We start from the raw sequence: 16,840 nt of genomic DNA on the forward strand, positions 1-16,840 counted from the left end.
GCCCTTCGGCACCGGCCTCGGAGGGGCCGGTGAGGATCGGGCCGCGGCCCGGGCGTCACAGGGCGATGACGTGGAGGTCGACCAGGTCGAGCAGCGCCCGCAGAGCCGAGCTGGGCCGCCGGGTCGACGACGTGCCGAGATGCATGCTCCAGCGGAGCATGGTGTCGTGGGCGTCCAGGACGTGCAGGCCGGGGGTGCGGGCAACGGCGAACGCGGGCAGGAAGGCGACGCCCAGACCGTGCCGGACCAGTGCCGCCCCCATGCCGATGTCGGGCACTTCCAGTGCCACCCGGCGTACGACGCCCGCCGCCGCGAACGCCCGGTCGACCACCTCGCGGTTGCCGTAGCCCGGCGGGAAGTCCACGAAGGGTTCCCCCGCGAGGTCCGCAAGTGCCACCTTCCCCCGCTGCGCGAGCGGATGGGCGGCGCTCACCACCAGGACGAGCGGCACGGTGGCCAGCTCCCGTGCGTCGATCCCGGCGGGCTTGCGTTCGGGCAGCGACAGGAAGGCCACGTCCAGGTCGCCGCTGAGCAGCGCGTGCGCCAGTCCCGCCGATCCGGTCGTCGCCAGCCGCAGCCGGACGTCGATCGCCGGATGCCGCGCGTGCAGCTGCCCGAGAAGCGCAGGCAGGTCCACCACCTCGACCGAGGCCATGGCGCCCACGTTCACCGTGCCGCGCAGCGTGTCCTGTGCGGCGCGCACGGCGTCCTGGGCCGCCTGGGCGGCGTGCAGGGTGGCCCGAGCCTCCGGCAGCAGCGCCGCGCCCGCCCCGGTGAGCCGGACCTGCTGCGACGTGCGCTCGAACAGCGCGCAGCCGAGCTCGCGCTCCAGGGAGCGGATCGCGGCGGACACCCCGGACTGCACCACGTGCAGCCGACGGGCGGCACGGGTGAAACTCAGCTCCTCGGCGACCGCGATGAAGTGCTCCAGCTGACGTAGCTCCACACGAGAAGTATCACCTTCATTGCTCGAGCTCAGCAAAAACATTCGTTGGCACTGATCCCGGCTGGTGAGGAGGATGGAAAGCGCCATCCACTTCCGCCCGAGGAGGGGTACCCCTGCCTGCCGTTCCGACGCCGCTGAGCCGTCCCACAGCCGACGCTCCCGACGACCCGACCCACCGGATCCCAGCACCCGCTCCCGCCGGCCTGCCGCCCCGCGCCCGCGCCCGGCGCCGTGCCTCGCACACGACCGGCTTCTGGTTCGTGGCGGTGGCCTTCACCGTGCTGATGGCCTTCGGCACCGCGCCGACCCCGCTGTGGCCGCTGTACGAGGCCCGGGACCACTTCGGCGCGACCACGGTCACGGTGGCGTACGCCTCGATGGTCGTGGGCGCAGCGGCCGCCTTCCTCGGACTGGGCCACCTGTCGGACCGGCTCGGCCGGCGACGCATCATCGTCCCGGCGCTGCTGGTCGGCATCGTCGCGTCGGTCGTACTGATCGTGTGGCGGGATCTGCCGGGGCTGATAGCGGGCAGGATCCTGAACGGTGTCGGACTGGGGCTGATGGCCTCGACCGCGACGACGTACCTGCACGACCTCCACCACGAGGCCCGCCCGGACCGGAGGGGTTCGGTGCTGCCCGGCATCGTGGCCACCGCCGCCAACCTCGGCGGCCTGGCCTCAGGGCCCCTGGTCGCCGGAGCCGCCGCCGAGTGGCTTCCCAGGCCCCTGATCACCACCCAGGCGATCTTCACGCTCGCCATGGCAGTGTGCCTGGTGCTGGTCTTGTCCACCCCGGAGACCGTGGACCGGGAGCTGCCCGCGGCCGAACCGCCCAGCAGGTTCGTCCTACGCCCCGGCGGCCGGCGGACATTCGGCGCGGCCGGCGCGCTGGGCGCCTTCGCCTTCGCGATCCTCGGCCTGATCTCCTCTCTCGGGGCGAGCGTGCTCCACGGCACCCTGCACACCGACTCGCACCTCGTGGTCGGCCTGGCGGCCTTCCTCATGTTCGGTTCCGCGGCGGCCGCCCAGCTGGTGCTCGGCCGCCTCCAGCTGCCCCGGCTCCTGACCGTGGGGGCGGTGGCCTTCCCGGTCGGCCTGGTCCTGTGCGCCGTCGCCCTCTACCACCCGGCGCTCTGGCTCTACCTGGTCGCCGTGTCCCTGTCGGGAGCCGGCTCCGGGCTGCTGTTCAAGGGAGGCGTCGAACGTGCCGTTTCAGTGGCCGAGCCCGCCTCACGCGCGGGGGTCCTCGCCGTGTTCTTCGTCGTCGCGTACCTGGGAATGGGCCTGCCCTCCGTCCTGTTCAGCATCGCCCTGCGGCACTTCGCCGTGCAGACCGCGATGATCGGCTTCGCGGCGGTCCTCTCCTGCGGCGCGGTTGTGTCGGTCGCCGTCGCGTTGCGCGACCGCGCACCCGGTCCGGGCGAGCTCTCGGCGCCGTCCGCCCGCCCCTCCTGACCTCCCTGCGGCGCATGCGACACCGGTTGTCTGGGAGGCGCGGACCCGGGCACCCGGTGCGGGCGCGCGTGACGCGGATCCGTGGCAGACGGGAGGCCCGAGATGTCTGCGGAATCGGCCAGAACGATCGCGCTCCCCTCCGGTGAGGAGATCGCGGCGCTCGGGCAGGGCACCTGGTACCTGGGCGAGGACCCGGCCCGGCGTGGACAGGAGATCGCCGCGCTGCGGCTGGGCGTGGACCTGGGCATGACCGTCGTCGACACGGCGGAGATGTACGGCGACGGCGCAGCCGAGGAACTCGTCGGGGAGGCCCTCCGGGGACGCCGGGAAGAGGTCTTCCTCGTCAGCAAGGTGCTGCCCGGCCACGCAACCCGGAAAGGCACCGTCGCCGCCTGCGAGGGCAGCCTGCGGCGGCTCCGTACGGAACGGCTGGACCTCTATCTGCTGCACTGGCGGGGACGGTGGCCACTCGAGGAGACCCTCGCGGGATTCACCGACCTGATGGAGGCGGAGAAGATCCGTTACTGGGGCGTGAGCAATCTGGACGTCGCCGGCATGGTCGAGCTGACCACCCTCCCCGGCGGCGACGCCGTGGCCGTCGACCAGGTGTTGTACAACTTCTCCCGGCGCGGCATCGAGTGGGATCTGCTCCCCTGGTGCCGCGAGGCCGGGGTGACGGTCATGGCCTACTCCCCGATCGAGCAGGGGCGGCTGCTGAAGGTCGCGGCCTTGGGTGCCGTGGCCCGGGCCCTCGGAGCCACGCCGGCCCAGGTGGCACTCGCCTGGGTGCTGGAACAGGGGGTGGCCGCGATCCCGCGTTCCGGATCACCCGACCACGTCCGGGAGAACCGCGGCGCTGTGGACCTCCACCTTCCTACCGAGGCGCTCGACGCTCTCGACGAGGCGTTCCCGCCGCCCAGCGGGCCCACGCCCCTGGAGATGCTCTGAAGGAGTTGACAGGGTGGCGCTCTGTGCGGGGCGGTGTCGCAACGCCGTGCAGCCTCGCGCGGACGGCCGGCCGAGGGATGCCCACGCGCTTCATGCTGCTCTGCCAGGGGAAGAGGGGGTGTCCCTTTTCGGCCTGGAGTGCGGAGGCGCTCGGCAGGGGGCTCTGCGAATCTCGTCCGGGTAGCAGCCGATGGCGGCGCGGGCGGGAGCGGACGAGGCCGTCCGTTTCCGGTAAGGAGGCGAGAGGCATGAGCGTAATGGGTGTGTCGAAGTTCGAGAGGTTCTTCCGCGCCGCGGCGAGCCTCGACGTGGACAGGAACGACCTGAAGCGGTACGGCGACTTCGTCGACGCCAAGCTCTACGACCTCCTGGTCGTCGGCCAGGCGGAGGCCAAGGCCAACGGCAGGGATACCGTCGAACCCTGGGATCTCCCGATCACCAAGGGCCTCCAGGAGAGCATCCACCGGTTCCGGCGGCTCGACGAGGAGGTCGAGCTGAAGCCGATCCTGGAGCAGCTCGCCGCGCACCCTCCCCTCGACAGGACACCCACCCAGGAGGCCGAAGATCGTTACCCCGAGATCATCGGCGGTCTCAGCGTCGCCCTCGCCGAGACGTTCAGAATCATGTATCCGGATGTCAAGAACCCGCAGACCAGCCACTGGGACGGCGTGATCGCGGTGTTCGACCGGCTGCTGTAGCGGTCTCGCCCCGGCGCGTGTCGCCGGACTCGACTGACCGCGGCTGATCTCCTGGCCAGGAAAACAACCCCACTTGCCCTCACGCGGCGGCGTCCGACTCCGACCTGCGACTCGCGAAGGGAGCCACACCATGACACAGGAACTCCAGGGGATGCGGGTGGGGATCCTGGCCACCGACGGCGTCGAGCGCGTGGAACTCGACCAGCCGCGCGGTGCGTTGCAGGGCGCAGGGGCGAAGACCGAGATCCTCTCGCTCCACCCCGGCGAGATCCAGGCCCGCCAGTTCGACCTCAACGCGGCCGGAACCTTCCCCGTGGACCGCCTGGTCGCCGACGCCTCCGTCGACGACTACCACGCCCTGCTCCTGCCCGGCGGCACCATGAACCCCGACCAACTGCGCATGGACCGCGACGCGGTGCAGTTCGTCAAGGACTTCATGGCCGGCGGGAAACCGGTCGCGTCGATCTGCCACGGCCCGTGGACCCTGGCGGAAGCCGACGCCGTGCGCGGCCGTCGCCTGACGTCCTGGCCCAGCATCCGCACCGACCTGCGCAACGCCGGCGCGGACGTCGTCGACCAGGAGGTGGTCGTCGACGGGCAGCTGGTCACCAGCCGCGGCCCGGCCGACCTGCCCGCCTTCTGCGCCGCCGTCGTGGAGCAGTTCGGCCGGGCGCACCAACCCATACCCAGCTGACCCGGCGGAATGGGCCCACAAGGGCACCTCGCGAGCCATATCCGCCACAAGCCGGAACGCAGCACGGCGCCGCGCGCGACCCTGCGCCCCGAACACGGCTGACCGGTGGTCAACCTCTCGCCGGTGTCAGGAGCGCGCGAGCCGGGCCGCGAGATAGGGCGCGGTGGCGCTGCCGCGGGCCCTAGCCACCTTGGCCGGCGGGCCCGCCGCGACCACCCGCCCGCCCGCGTCGCCGCCGCCCGGGCCGAGATCGATGACCCAGTCGGCGGTGGCGATCGTGTCCAGGTCGTGCTCGACGAGGACGACCGTGTTGCCGGCGTCGACGAGCCGGTGCAGCTGTCGCAGCAGCAGCGCGATGTCCGAGGGGTGCAGCCCCGCCGTCGGCTCGTCGAGCAGGTAGAGCGCGTGTCCGCGACGGGCTCGCTGCAGTTCGGTGGCCAGTTTGATGCGTTGCGCCTCACCGCCGCTGAGTTCCGTCGCGGGCTGGCCCAGCCGCAGGTATCCCAGTCCCACCTCGCGCAGCGTCTCCAGACTGCGGGAGGCGGCCGGGACGGCGGAGAGGAACTCGGCGGCGGCGTCGACGGACAGCGCCAGCACTTCCGCGATGTTCTTGCCGCGGTAGGTGACCTCCAGCGTTTCGGCGTTGTACCGGGCGCCTTCGCAGGTCGGGCACGGCGCGTAGGTGCCGGGCAGGAACAGCAGTTCCACCGCGACGAATCCTTCGCCCTGGCAGGTCTCGCACCGGCCTTCGGGCACGTTGAAGGAGAACCGCCCGGCCGAGTAGCCGCGCGCCCTGGCTTCGTCCGTCGCCGCGTACAGCTTGCGCACCGTGTCGAACATCCCGGTGTACGTGGCCAGGTTGGACCGGGGAGTTCGGCCGATGGGCCGTTGGTCGACCCGGACCAGCCGGTCGAACGACTCGATCCCCGACGCGTCCTGGACGTCGACCTCCAGCTGCCTCGTCGGGCTCCTCGGGTACGAGTCCGAGGTGGCCGCGGACGACCTCGGCGAGCACCTGCGTCACCAGCGTCGACTTTCCGGAGCCGGACACGCCCGTCACCGCCGTCAGCACGCACAGCGGTACGTCGACGGAGACGTCGTGCAGATTGTGGCGGGAGACCCCGCGCAGGTGCAGCCAGCCGTGCGGGGTGCGCGGGCGGTGATCGAGCGGCTGGGCGCGCCCGAACAGGTACCGGCTCGTGGCCGACTCCCCGACCCGCTCAAGACCGGCGACCGGGCCGCTGTACAGCACGCGTCCGCCGCCCTCGCCCGCACCGGGGCCGATGTCGACGACCCAGTCCGCCCGCCGTACGACGTCCATGTCGTGCTCCACGACGAACAGCGAGTTGCCCGCCGCCTTGAGGCGGTCCAGCACGTCCAGCAGCGGTTCCGCGTCAGCCGGGTGCAGGCCCGCGGAGGGTTCGTCGAGGACGTAGACGACGCCGAACAGCCCCGAGCGCAGCTGGGTGGCGATCCGCAGGCGCTGCGCCTCGCCGGGCGACAGGGTCGTCGAGCGGCGCCCGAGGCTGAGGTATCCGAGGCCCAGGTCGAGCAGTACGTCGACCCGCGCGACCAGATCGCCGCAGATCCGGACCGCGACCTCGGTCGTCTCCCCGGATCGTGCGGTCGCCGTGGTGGCGTCGGCCTCGGACCGCCCCGCGACGGGCCGCAGCAGCGCCACGACCCCGTTGAGCGGCATCGCGTTGATCTCGGCGATGGAACGTCCGGCGAAGGTCACGGCGAGCGCCTCGGGTCGCAGTCCGCTGCCGCGACAGGCGGGGCAGGGCACACTCCTGACGAACCGGAGCGCCCGTTCGTGCATCTTCTCGCTCTTGGAGTCGGCGAGGACGTGCATGACGTGCTTGCGGGCGCTCCAGAACTTGCCCTGGTAGCCGTAGTCGACGCGGTCCTCCTCCGGCTCGATGTACACGGAGGGCTGCTCGTCCGTGTACAGCAGCCAGTCCCGGTCCTTCTTCCTGAGCCTGCGCCACTGCCGGTCGATGTCGATCCCCAGGCCGCTCACGACACTGCGCAGGTTGGCGCCCTGCCAGGCGCCCGGCCAGGCGGCGATCGCCCCCTCGCGGATGCTCAGCGAGGGGTCCGGGACGAGCAGGTCCTCGGCGACGTCGTGCACGACTCCCAGTCCGTGGCACTCCGGGCAGGCGCCGGCCGCGGTGTTGGGTGAGAACGACTCGGCGTCCAGCCGGGCGGCTCCGGGCGGATAGGTGCCGGCGCGGGAGTACAGCATGCGCAGCAGATTGGACAGCGTGGTGATGGTGCCGACCGTCGAGCGCGAGCTGGGCGACCCGCGTCGCTGCTGCAGGGCCACGGCCGGTGGCAGTCCGGTGATCTCCTGCACGTGCGGTGCGCCGACCTGTTGCAACAGCCTTCGGGCGTACGGTGCCACGGACTCGAAGTAGCGCCGCTGGGCCTCCGCGTAGAGCGTGCCGAACGCGAGCGAGGACTTGCCCGAACCGGAGACGCCTGTGAAGGCGACCATCGCGTCCCGCGGAACGTCGACATCGATGTTCCGCAGGTTGTTCTCACCGGCGCCCCGGACATGCACGAAGGGGTCGGTCGCGTCCCTGTTCACCGTTACTGATTACCTGATCACGCCGGGAACCGCGCGACAGGCGCCGTCACCGGGCCCCGCTCCCAGGGAACATTAAAGAGTGCTTCACCGTTGACTGGTACGTGGGCGTGAAGGGAACTGTGTCCCCGGGCCTCACCCTTTGCCCATGAGGACGATCGTTCGGCTGAAGCCTCATGGAGCCCCCGCCGCGAGGCGACCGCCCTTCGCGCCCACTCTCGATCGGCCCTGGCTGGGATCCCCCGAACCAGTCGGGGCCTTCGCCTGCCCCCTGCCTGCGCACTTCCGGGCAGGACACCGAAGCGGGGTGTCCGGTGGCGCGGCGTGCGGTGCCGACCGGGGTGGCGCGGAACTGGTGTTCACCGTGGCGCACGCAACCGTGTGGCCCGGTGGTGGGGCAGGTCCTGCACGGGAGAGCACGAGGAGAGCTGACCGTACCGCCTGCCACCTGCTGGCGGGGGCCAGCGTGTCACGCGGCGTCGGCGTTGCCTCGGGGGCACCCTGTGGGCACGGGCGATCACGGGGGCAGCCGACGAGAAGGAGTCATGCGGGTGTCGTCTCAGCGCGTTACGGTCGTGGCTCTCCTGGCGGATCCGGACGCGCCCACGGAGATCGCGCAGCGCATGGCCCGGATGCTTCCTGATCGGCTCGCCGACAGGTCAGGCCAGGGACGACGGTTCGACGTCGAGGTGGTCAGTGAGCCCTTCACTGCAGGGACCGAGGACCTGTCCACATTGACGCGCCGGATCATGGACCGCAGAAGCGAGGGGAACTGGGACATCGTCGTGGCCCTCACCGACCTTCCGCTGCACTCACATGGGCGCAAACTCGTGGTGGATCTGAGTCACGAACACGGCCTGGCGCTGCTGTCTCTCCCCACGCTGGGGGGCTTCCGGCTGCAGACCAGGGCCCGGCAGGCCGTGGAAGAAGCCGTGCTCAGCTTGGCGGGCCCGAAGGCCGCTGGGCCTGAGGGGCCTCCGGGAAGTCAGCCGCTGCGGGGGCCCTTCATCGGTCGTCTCGCGCCCATCCATCCGGGCCAGGTCGGTGAGGAGGAACTCGCCGATCTGCGGTACGTCGTCAGTGGGCCGCGCGGTTACCTGAGGGTGCTCCTCGGTATGGTCCGCGCCAACCGGCCGTGGCGCTTGGTGCCGGGCTTGTCGAAAGCCCTGGCGGCCGCGCTCGCCACGGGAGCGGTCGCCACTGTGAACTCCACCATCTGGAGCCTGGCCGCGTCCCTGAGCACGCCACGCCTGGTGATCGCCATGGTCGGGTCTGTCGCGCTCATGATCGGCTGGCTGATCGTGGACGCGAACCTGTGGCATCGAACCGATGAGGTTTCGCCGGAGGCGAGGCAGAGGGCGGCGCTCTACAACGCCTCGACGGTCGTGACCGTGGGTATCGGGGTGCTCGTCTGCTACGTGGGTTTGATGGTCATCAACTTCGTGTGGGCTCTGTTCATCCTCAACGACCGGGTGTTCGCCTCCATGGCACGAACCCCGCTGCATACCACGCAGTACTGGACGTTGTCATGGTTCGTTGCTTCGGTCGCCACGGTGGGCGGCGCGCTGGGATCGGGCTTGGAGAGCGACGAGGCGATCCGGGCAGCCGCCTACTCCAAGCGCGAACAGGAGCGTCGCAGCGTGCTGCAGGACGACACTGACTAGCCGGTGACCTCAGTCGGAGATGTGCCGTCGGTCGGTGGTCGTCCGGGTCCGGAGATTCCGCTGATCGGTCGGTGCGTAATTGTTTCGCCTCGGGGCCGACGGGGACCCGGACGCAACGCCGCCGGAGCGCCGAAGCTCCGCCTGGCGGGCCGGCGGCACATGACCGTTCCATCTGATCCAGGTGAACGGCCCGTAGAGGCGTACCGGAGCCCCGGACCCCGCCGCAGCACTTCCGAGAGTCAGGCTCTCTGCGCCTTCCCCATCACCGCCGTACCGCGACATCAAGGGAAGCCACCATGAAAGCAGCGGTATACGAAGGCCCGCGAACGGTCACAGTGAAGGACGTTCCGGACGCGAAGATCGAACACCCCTGCGACATCATCGTCAAGATCACCACCACCAACATCTGCGGTTCGGACCTGCACATGTACGAGGGCCGCACCTCGTTCGAGTCCGGCCGCACCCTGGGACACGAGAACATGGGCCAGGTCGTGGAGGTCGGCTCGGCCGTCCGCAAGGTCCAGGTCGGCGAGTACGTGGTCCTGCCCTTCAACATCGCCTGCGGCTTCTGCAAACAGTGCGAGCAGGGTCTGACCAACTACTGCCTGACCATGCAGCCGGAACCGGCCCTCGCCGGAGCCGCCTACGGATTCGCCGACATGGGCCCCTACCAGGGCGGCCAGGCGGAGCTGCTGCGCGTACCCTACGGCGACTTCAACGCGCTGCGTCTGGGCGAGGACGCCGCCGAGCGGCAGACCGACTACGTGATGCTCGCCGACATCTTCCCCACCGGCTATCACGCCACCGAGATGGCCGGCGTCAAACCGGGCGATCAGACGATCGTCTTCGGGGCCGGTCCCGTCGGGCTGATGGCGACCTACTCAGCCCTCCTCAAGGGCGCCGGGCGCGTCTGGACGGCCGACCACCAGCCCGACCGGCTGCGCAAGGCGGAGGAGATCGGGGCCATCCCGATCAACACCGCCGAGCAGAACCCGGCGGAGGTCGTCAAGGAGGCCACCCTCGGTCTGGGCGCCGACAACGGCTGCGAATGCGTCGGCTACCAGGCACACGACCCCGAGGGACACGAGGACGCCAGCCTCACGCTCAACGGTCTGATCGACTCGGTCAGGTTCACGGGCGACATCGGCGTGGTGGGCGTGTTCCTGCCCCAGGACCCCGGCGGCGCGGAGGCCCAGGGGGAGCTGGAAGCTCAGGGCAAGGTCCCGATCGACTTCGGCATGATGTGGTTCAAGGGCCAGCGCATGGGGACCGGGCAGGCGCCGGTGAAGAAGTACAACCGGGCGCTGCGGGATCTGATCGCCGGCGGGAAGGCCAAGCCGAGTTTCGTCGTCTCCCACGAGCTCAGCCTGGACGAGGCCCCCACCGCCTACGAGCACTTCGACGCCCGTGACGAGGGCTGGACCAAGGTGGTCCTGCATCCCAACGGACACGGCAACGGGCACAAGCGGTAAGAGGCTCGGGGCCGCCGTGCCAGCCGTTTGCCCCGGACCGGCCCGGGGGACGGGTGGCGATCTGCCCGTCCGCCGGACGGGGCTGGGGCGATCGCCGCGCTCCGGCCGGACCTGGACCAACAGCGCTTGCCCGCGCTCCGGCCCGGAGGACGGACGGCGGACGCTCAGCAGTGTCCGCAGTGGCAGCAACCCCGTCCAGCGGCTGCGGCCGCCGGCCAGTTCGCGGGCCGTGTGGGAGGCTTCCTTGCCCGACGGCTGCCGCACCTCGACCCGGCCGACGCGACCCGGCAGGGCGTTCCGGCCAGGCGGACCCCGGTGACGTGGCTGCGGGCCTTCGGGGAGGTCGTGCGATCCGGGCTCACGATCGAGGAGACGCGGCTGGAGCCCCTGCTCGCGCTGCGCACGGCCGCTGGGGTGGCGATCGTCATCGGGCCGACGCTGTGGCTGTTCTCCCCTGCGTATGCCGCGTCCGCCGCCCTCGGCGCCTACTCCGCGGGTGGGGCCACCTTCCAGCGCAGCTGGCGTCCACGCAAGGTGGTCGCGCTCGGCGCGGGCGCCGGTCTGGCGCTCAGCACCTTCGTGGGCTACCTTGCGGCGGGGCGACTCGTGACGTTCCTTCCGCTGCTGGCCGTATGGGCCTTCGCCGCGGGAACGGCGTGGGCCGTCGGATCGACCGCTGGGATCGTCGCAGCGACGACCGTGGGCAGCATGCTCGTGACCATCACCCTGCCCACGAGCGTCGGGCGAGCCCTGGAGCACGCCGGGGTCGTCGCACTCGGAGGCGTGACACAGGCCGTGCTGATCTTGCTGTTCCCGATCCGCCGTTGGGGAGCGCATCGTGACGCGCTCGCCGACGCCCTGGCCGCCGTGGCGGACTACGCCCGCCGGCTGCGGCACGACCCGACCGCCCCGTTCGACCCGGAGCCGTTGATGACGGCCCGGGACGCGGCCGCCGTGACGCCGTCACAGGCCCGCACCCGTCCCCCCGTCCTCCACGGCCCCCGGGGCCTGGCCGAGCGCATTCGGCCGGTCGTCGCCGCGCTCGCCGACCCCGACGTCGGCGCCCCGGCGGAAGGACCCGGGCGGGACCGCGCGCGGGAGTTGCTCGACGCGGCCGCCGACGTCCTGGACGCGGCCGCCCGTTCGATCCGCCGCGGCACTCCCGCCGAGGTGCGGCCCGAGAGCACGGACGTCCTGCGCGTCGACGAGGAGCACGAGGTGCTGGAGGGCCCCGCGCGGCAAGCCGCCGAGCGGCTTGTCGAACTGCTCGGTGAGGCGTTGGAGATCGCCGGGAGCGGCTGCGCGAGCGGGAGGACGCCCACGCCGCCCGGCCTCGCCGGCGCCCAGTTCCTGGTGCGCCCGACCATGTTCCGGCTGGTCCCGGTCGTCGTCCGGGCGGTGTGCCGTGAGCTCCGCCGGGACTCGCCCGTGTTCCGGCACGCCGTCCGCCTGGCGGCGGTGGCCACGCTCGGCTATCTGATCGCCGCCCGGCTACCCCTGGGCCACGGCTACTGGGCGCCCCTCGCCTCGGTGATGGTGATGCGGCCGGACTTCCACCGGACGTACGCGCGTGCGGTGGCCCGTCTCGCCGGGACCCTGGCGGGGGTCGCGCTCGCCACCGGGATGGTGCGGGCGCTGGGCCCGGACGCCCATGTGTCCGGCGCGCTGGCGGTGGTCTCGGCGGGCCTGTCGTACACGCTGAACCGTACCGGCTACGCCTACTCCCAGTGCTTCACCGCCGCATACGTCGTCTTCCTGCTCGGCATGGGCGGCCAGGCATGGGAGCAGACAGTCCCGGAGCGGGTGGTGCTCACCCTGCTCGGCGGGGCCCTGGCGATGCTGGCGTACGTGGTGTTCCCCGCATGGGAGACACCCCGACTGCCGGGCCGGCTCGCGGACTGGCTCGCCGCCAACGGCCGCTACGCGGCCGCGGTGCTCCGCAACTACGCCGAACCGAGCCGGGAGCATCACGCCGACATGCGCCGGGCACTGCTGGAGAGCAGGGAGGCACGTGCCGCCTGGCAGGAGGCTTTCGACCGGGCAAGGCGGGAACCGGTCCGCCCCAGGGGTCTGACGTCGCGCGAGGCGCAGGAGGCGCAGGAGGCGCTCAAGGGGTTCGGCCGGGCAGCGATGCTCATGGAGAGCCACGTCCCGCGGGCCGACAGTCCTTTCGTCCCCGAGGCGGAGCGGTTCGCCGAGGCCCTGGAAACGGACACCGCAAAAGCAGCAGTCGCCATGCGCGAGCACAGGAATCCGGACTGGGGACGCGTGGAGGAGGCGCTCCACGCGTGGGAGGACGCCGCCGCCGGCAATCGGAGCCCGGTCGTGCGGCGCGAAGCGGAACTGCAAAAACGGGCCTTGGAAGACCTCGCGACGGCCGTGAGCCGCACACCCCTGGAACGGGACCTCGGCTCTGCTCGCGAGGAGCAGCGGGTGCGGGCGACCCTGGCGGCGGAAGGTGACGGATCGGGGCCCGCGGACCGAGGTGGGTGACGGCGGCGGCGGAGGACGCCGCGCCTCCTGGAGCGGGAAACAGTCTCCCGGCCGCGTCGAGCGCCGCCACACGTACGCCGCTGTCGCCATCACGAGGATCAGACCCGCCAGGATCAGCAGTTCGATCCCCTCGACGTTCCTCCGGAAGGACTTCTCCGCCTCGGCCGTCACGATGAGCACCTTGCGGATGCCGGCAATCAGGCCGACGAGGAAAGGCTCCGCATCGAGGGTCTGGTTCCTGATGGTGAGGCGGACGGTGTGGAGCAGCTCGGACACGATGAACAGCACAAGGCTGTTGTCCAGGGCGGAGAGAACGACCCGTCTCCTCGCGGTACGGCCCCTGGACCGACCTGATGACGTCGTGGACGACCCCAACGCTCAGCTCTCGTGGGTGCCGCAGGGCGGCACTGCCCCGCGGATCCCTGCCCCTCAGGCGGAACGGGGTCGGGCCCGCGCACGGCTCGTGCGGAGCCCCAGACCGCGTCCCGCAGCCATGGCCGCGCCTGCGCCGACGAGAGAGGACCTCGGCACCGCGTCGGATCGGCCCAGGGGCTGGGAGGCCAGGGCCCCCTGGGAACTGGTCCAAAGCCGCACGCGTGTCCCCGCAGGGGTGTGCGGGGGTACGGCGGCCCGGCCGGTGCGCATCCGGCCGTCCGGCGTCGCCCATCGGACCGTCGCCCTGGGGTCGGTGCTCACATCCGCGTGCGCGGGCGCCGCTTCCCTCGCGCGCTCCAGGAGGACCGCCACGACCTGTCGGCGGCTGGAGCGGTCCTCTTGGAAGCCCTGGTCGGCGGCCACTGCGGTCACCGTGCCCGCGGTCGCGCCACCCAGCACGCCCACGACCCACGCGGGGAGCAGTAGCCACGCCTCGATCAGATCACTGGTCCGCCGCAGCGGACTGCGCCGCCACCGCCACATCCTCCTGTGGAGCGTCCCGCGCCGTCCCCGCCTCGTCGCCTTGCAAGGACACCCCCCTTACGAGCACCAGCACCCTTCGGTGGTGTTGTCCGGAACCGTAAGGAAGACGGCCGCTGATCGAAAGTGCTGGGCAGCGGTTATCGCTGCGGGCTGCCCATCTCCGCGGTGAAGAGCACCGGGTCGCTCTCGAATCCCCGGATCATCTCCCGCATCCCCCACACTCCGGAGGAGCTTCGGGTGAACTCGGCAACCGTCGCGGCCGTGGCATCGGCGACCTGTGAGAAGTCGTCCGCCAGCAGTTGCCGGTACCCCTGGACGACGACCACCCCGGCGTTGGAGATGTCCCCGAACGTGCGGGGTGTACCGTCCTGGTGGATGGCCACGCCGACCACCACACGCCCGTACACGGGTGCCAGCCGGTCGAACTCCAGGACCATCACCTCGACGAACCCGAAGCCCATGCCGGTCTGGCTGTGCCGGGTCATGTTGATGGTGCCGTCCGGCGACCGGCTGTCGTAGTGCACGACGTACACCGGCCGCCCATGGGGATCGTCCACCGAGTAGGTCGCGGCGATGATGTCGAGATGCCGGGGGGTTTCCCCGAGAGGGCTCGGGTCCCACTTGAGCCGTACCTCGACCTTGCCCAGCCCCTCGCCCGCACCACTCACCCTGCCGGTTCCCCTCAGGATCACCGCGAGACCTTCCCGCACGGTCAAGTATGTGTTCCCGACGGCTCTTTGACGCCTCCTTGGCGGTCCACATCCCACGCGAAACCTGGTCCGACCGGCCTGTCGTGGATGCCGTTCACGTCACCCTCTCTGCAAGGCTGGTGCCCGAACCGCCGACCGTGCATGATCGGTTCCCTGACTGATCATGTTCGGCCGTGGCCGGTACAACGGCGGGATTCGGATGAGGCGTCGCTGGGTCGAGGTCGTCGCGGTCACGGTGGCGGTGCTGGCCGTTCTCTTCACCGTCGCGGACCGGGTCGCCGCGCACTACGCCGACAAGGAGGCCACCCAACTCGCCGCAGAGAAGTACGGCTACCGGAACACCACCGACGGACACCTGGACGTGTCCATCGAGAGCTTTCCCTTCCTGACCCAGGCGTTCAGCCAGAACTTCGACCATGTCAGCCTGAGTGCGAGGCAGTTCACCATCGACACCACAAACAATGCCCAGGGTGGTTACCTGCCTGTCAAGCAGCTCCAGCTCGACCTGCACGGCGTGCAGGTGACCTCCCTGACCGCACACAGTGCCGGGGCGAACCTCGCCACGGGCACCTTGACGCTCTCGTACGAGGCGCTGTCGGGCGTGGTCACACGGCTGGCGGACAGCGGCGGCCCCATCCACATCTCGCAGGCCGCGGGTTCGGCGGGGAAGGCGGCTCGGGTCGAGGTCACGGGCACCGTCGACGGGCGCGGGCTGGACAGCACGGGCACGCTGCTCGCGCAGGGAGATGAAATCTCCCTCAGCCTCCCCGGGGGCGGACAGCCGACGGCCACCTGGCGGGTCCAGCTCCCCGAGAACGTCGGCTTCACCGCGGCACGCGCCACCTCGGACGGTGTGCAGATCAGCATGGTCGGTCACCTGGTGAACCTCGGCTCCTCACGCGCCGACCCTGCCCCTCGGCCATGTTCGGCCGGGAAGCCGGGGCGCCGGAGCTCGGACGGCGAAGGTGACCAGGGCTCAGACCCGGGCCACCGGTAGCTGAGCCATCCCGTGGTCCAAGCGCGAAGGTGTCGTAGAGAGGCGACGGCACGGGCGAACTCGGACTGGACGCTGACCACATGAATGCACCGAGCAACCCTGGCGGACGGTGCCCTGGTCGGCGTCCACCGGGCGACACCCCACCCCGCGTCCTCTGGTGTCAGAAAGCTCTGCCCGGGACGTACGCCCGGGCGTGCCGCTGAGAGCGCATCAGACCTCCAGCCCTACCCGGCGTGCACGCACGGCTTGAGTACCGTCAGGGACAGAAACCCCGACGACAGGAGACTCCGTGTCCAGACCGGCCCCGCGCTCCGCAACGGCCTTGTACGCGGCATCCGCGACCTTCGCGGCGATAGGCGCCCTGCTGTGGATCCGCGACCGGACCAGCGCGCCCCCCAGGGTTTACAGCGACTATCTGGCGGCCGACCGCTACACCCCGTCGGCCTGGCGAGTGTGGTCACAAGCGGTGCCCGAAGAACGTCTTGGCCTCTACCTCATCGCGGCCGGGCTGGTGCTGGCTGTGGCGGCGCGGCTGATCACCGTCCGGCGGAGCTGAGCAGCCCAGGGAGACCGAGTTCCTGCACTGACTTCGCTGGTAAAGGTCCTGCGTGATCCACGGGACCTACTCAGGAACCCGGCAGACCAGTGCCGTACGACCGCCCGGCAGCGTCTCTTTTCACGGCGGCCACCGTCCTGACCGCAGGCTGTGCGAACGGCACAGCCGGCACCGCCGTACGAGCCAGGCGGCTACCGGCTCAATCGGTGGCGGCGCGCTCACTCTGCTCAGGCGAGCGGCGGCGGAGGTAGCGCCGAGCGGCGGACTTGGCTGCATGTCGATTCCCTCCGGATCGCCGGGCTCCCCCCTGCACGAACTGTTCATGACCTGCGGGGTCTTGCACTGCTGCACACAGTGCCCACGCCGGGCTTCGCGCTCACCCAGGCCGGGACCACGCCGAATTGTCCCGAGGAGGGCTGTCGCCCACCGACAAGCGCGCCACCGGCGAGACGCCGCGCGCCTGGAAGCCCCCGAGCCGCAAGGCAGCCCGGCGGGCGCGCACCTGCCGCGAGGATCCGGGGACGAACCGGCGTTCGGCCCGGCGGGCGACGCGCTGCCTGTTCTTGCTGACGGCCATGGCGCGGCATCGCCACCCGCCACGAGAAGACCGCCACCATTTACCTGGCCGGACTACACACCGCGGGCATCATCATCTGGGTCCGACCCCTGAGCTGCTCCGGCGGAAGCGTCTGCATGGTCT

Annotated in this window: 11 protein-coding genes and 2 pseudogenes; 9 read left to right on the forward strand and 4 right to left on the reverse strand. The window is 71.0% G+C overall.

Annotated elements, in window-relative coordinates; translation table 11 throughout:
- Positions 1-55: 55 nt before the first annotated feature.
- On the reverse strand, positions 56-946 hold the full coding sequence (locus AB0L59_RS34410) for a LysR family transcriptional regulator (RefSeq protein WP_365590593.1): 891 nt from the start codon (positions 944-946) through the stop codon (positions 56-58).
- A 260-nt stretch (positions 947-1,206) separates the two neighbouring features.
- Here AB0L59_RS34410 and AB0L59_RS34415 point away from each other — a divergent pair, with 260 nt between their 5' ends.
- The 4 genes from AB0L59_RS34415 (at position 1,207) to AB0L59_RS34430 (ending at position 4,740) form a co-directional block, all read left to right on the forward strand.
- Complete coding sequence (locus AB0L59_RS34415) at positions 1,207-2,400, forward strand: MFS transporter (protein ID WP_365590594.1); 1,194 nt, start codon at positions 1,207-1,209, stop codon at positions 2,398-2,400.
- Positions 2,401-2,502: 102 nt separating this feature from the next.
- The gene (locus tag AB0L59_RS34420) at positions 2,503-3,348 is read left to right on the forward strand and encodes an aldo/keto reductase (RefSeq protein WP_365590595.1); all 846 of its coding nucleotides are present in this window, start codon (positions 2,503-2,505) and stop codon (positions 3,346-3,348) included.
- Positions 3,349-3,596: 248 nt separating this feature from the next.
- Positions 3,597-4,046 (forward strand): DUF1931 family protein, encoded by a 450-nt coding sequence (locus AB0L59_RS34425; protein WP_365590596.1) that lies wholly within the window; start codon positions 3,597-3,599, stop codon positions 4,044-4,046.
- A 130-nt stretch (positions 4,047-4,176) separates the two neighbouring features.
- Positions 4,177-4,740: a type 1 glutamine amidotransferase domain-containing protein gene (locus tag AB0L59_RS34430; protein WP_365590597.1), complete on the forward strand. Its 564-nt coding sequence runs from the start codon at positions 4,177-4,179 to the stop codon at positions 4,738-4,740.
- 126 nt (positions 4,741-4,866) lie between these two features.
- Here the strand turns inward: AB0L59_RS34430 and uvrA are convergent.
- Positions 4,867-7,333, reverse strand: a pseudogene (uvrA, locus tag AB0L59_RS34435) (excinuclease ABC subunit UvrA).
- A gap of 542 nt (positions 7,334-7,875) precedes the next feature.
- Here uvrA and AB0L59_RS34440 point away from each other — a divergent pair.
- From AB0L59_RS34440 to AB0L59_RS34450, 3 genes are all read left to right on the forward strand, one after another.
- Positions 7,876-8,994 (forward strand): hypothetical protein, encoded by a 1,119-nt coding sequence (locus AB0L59_RS34440; protein ID WP_365590598.1) that lies wholly within the window; start codon positions 7,876-7,878, stop codon positions 8,992-8,994.
- 296 nt (positions 8,995-9,290) lie between these two features.
- Complete coding sequence (locus AB0L59_RS34445) at positions 9,291-10,466, forward strand: glutathione-independent formaldehyde dehydrogenase (protein WP_365590599.1); 1,176 nt, start codon at positions 9,291-9,293, stop codon at positions 10,464-10,466.
- Positions 10,467-10,781: 315 nt separating this feature from the next.
- Positions 10,782-12,959 carry an FUSC family protein gene (locus tag AB0L59_RS34450; protein ID WP_365590654.1) on the forward strand — a complete coding sequence of 726 codons (2,178 nt, stop codon included), beginning with the start codon at positions 10,782-10,784 and terminating at the stop codon, positions 12,957-12,959.
- A gap of 117 nt (positions 12,960-13,076) precedes the next feature.
- Here the strand turns inward: AB0L59_RS34450 and AB0L59_RS34455 are convergent.
- Both AB0L59_RS34455 and AB0L59_RS34460 read right to left on the reverse strand, forming a co-directional pair.
- A pseudogene (locus AB0L59_RS34455) lies at positions 13,077-13,247 on the reverse strand (phosphate-starvation-inducible PsiE family protein); the annotation flags it as partial.
- A 767-nt stretch (positions 13,248-14,014) separates the two neighbouring features.
- Positions 14,015-14,545 (reverse strand): TerD family protein, encoded by a 531-nt coding sequence (locus AB0L59_RS34460; RefSeq protein WP_365590655.1) that lies wholly within the window; start codon positions 14,543-14,545, stop codon positions 14,015-14,017.
- Between the two features lie 241 nt (positions 14,546-14,786).
- On the opposite strand from AB0L59_RS34460, the gene AB0L59_RS34465 reads away from it, so the two are divergent.
- Positions 14,787-15,584 carry a DUF2993 domain-containing protein gene (locus tag AB0L59_RS34465; protein ID WP_365590600.1) on the forward strand — a complete coding sequence of 266 codons (798 nt, stop codon included), beginning with the start codon at positions 14,787-14,789 and terminating at the stop codon, positions 15,582-15,584.
- A 289-nt stretch (positions 15,585-15,873) separates the two neighbouring features.
- Positions 15,874-16,140, forward strand: coding sequence for a hypothetical protein (locus tag AB0L59_RS34470; RefSeq protein ID WP_365590601.1), 267 nt, complete (start codon positions 15,874-15,876; stop codon positions 16,138-16,140).
- Positions 16,141-16,840 lie beyond the last annotated feature (700 nt).

Source organism: Streptomyces sp. NPDC052109 (genome assembly GCF_040680195.1).
Taxonomy (GTDB): Bacteria; Actinomycetota; Actinomycetes; order Streptomycetales; family Streptomycetaceae; genus Streptomyces.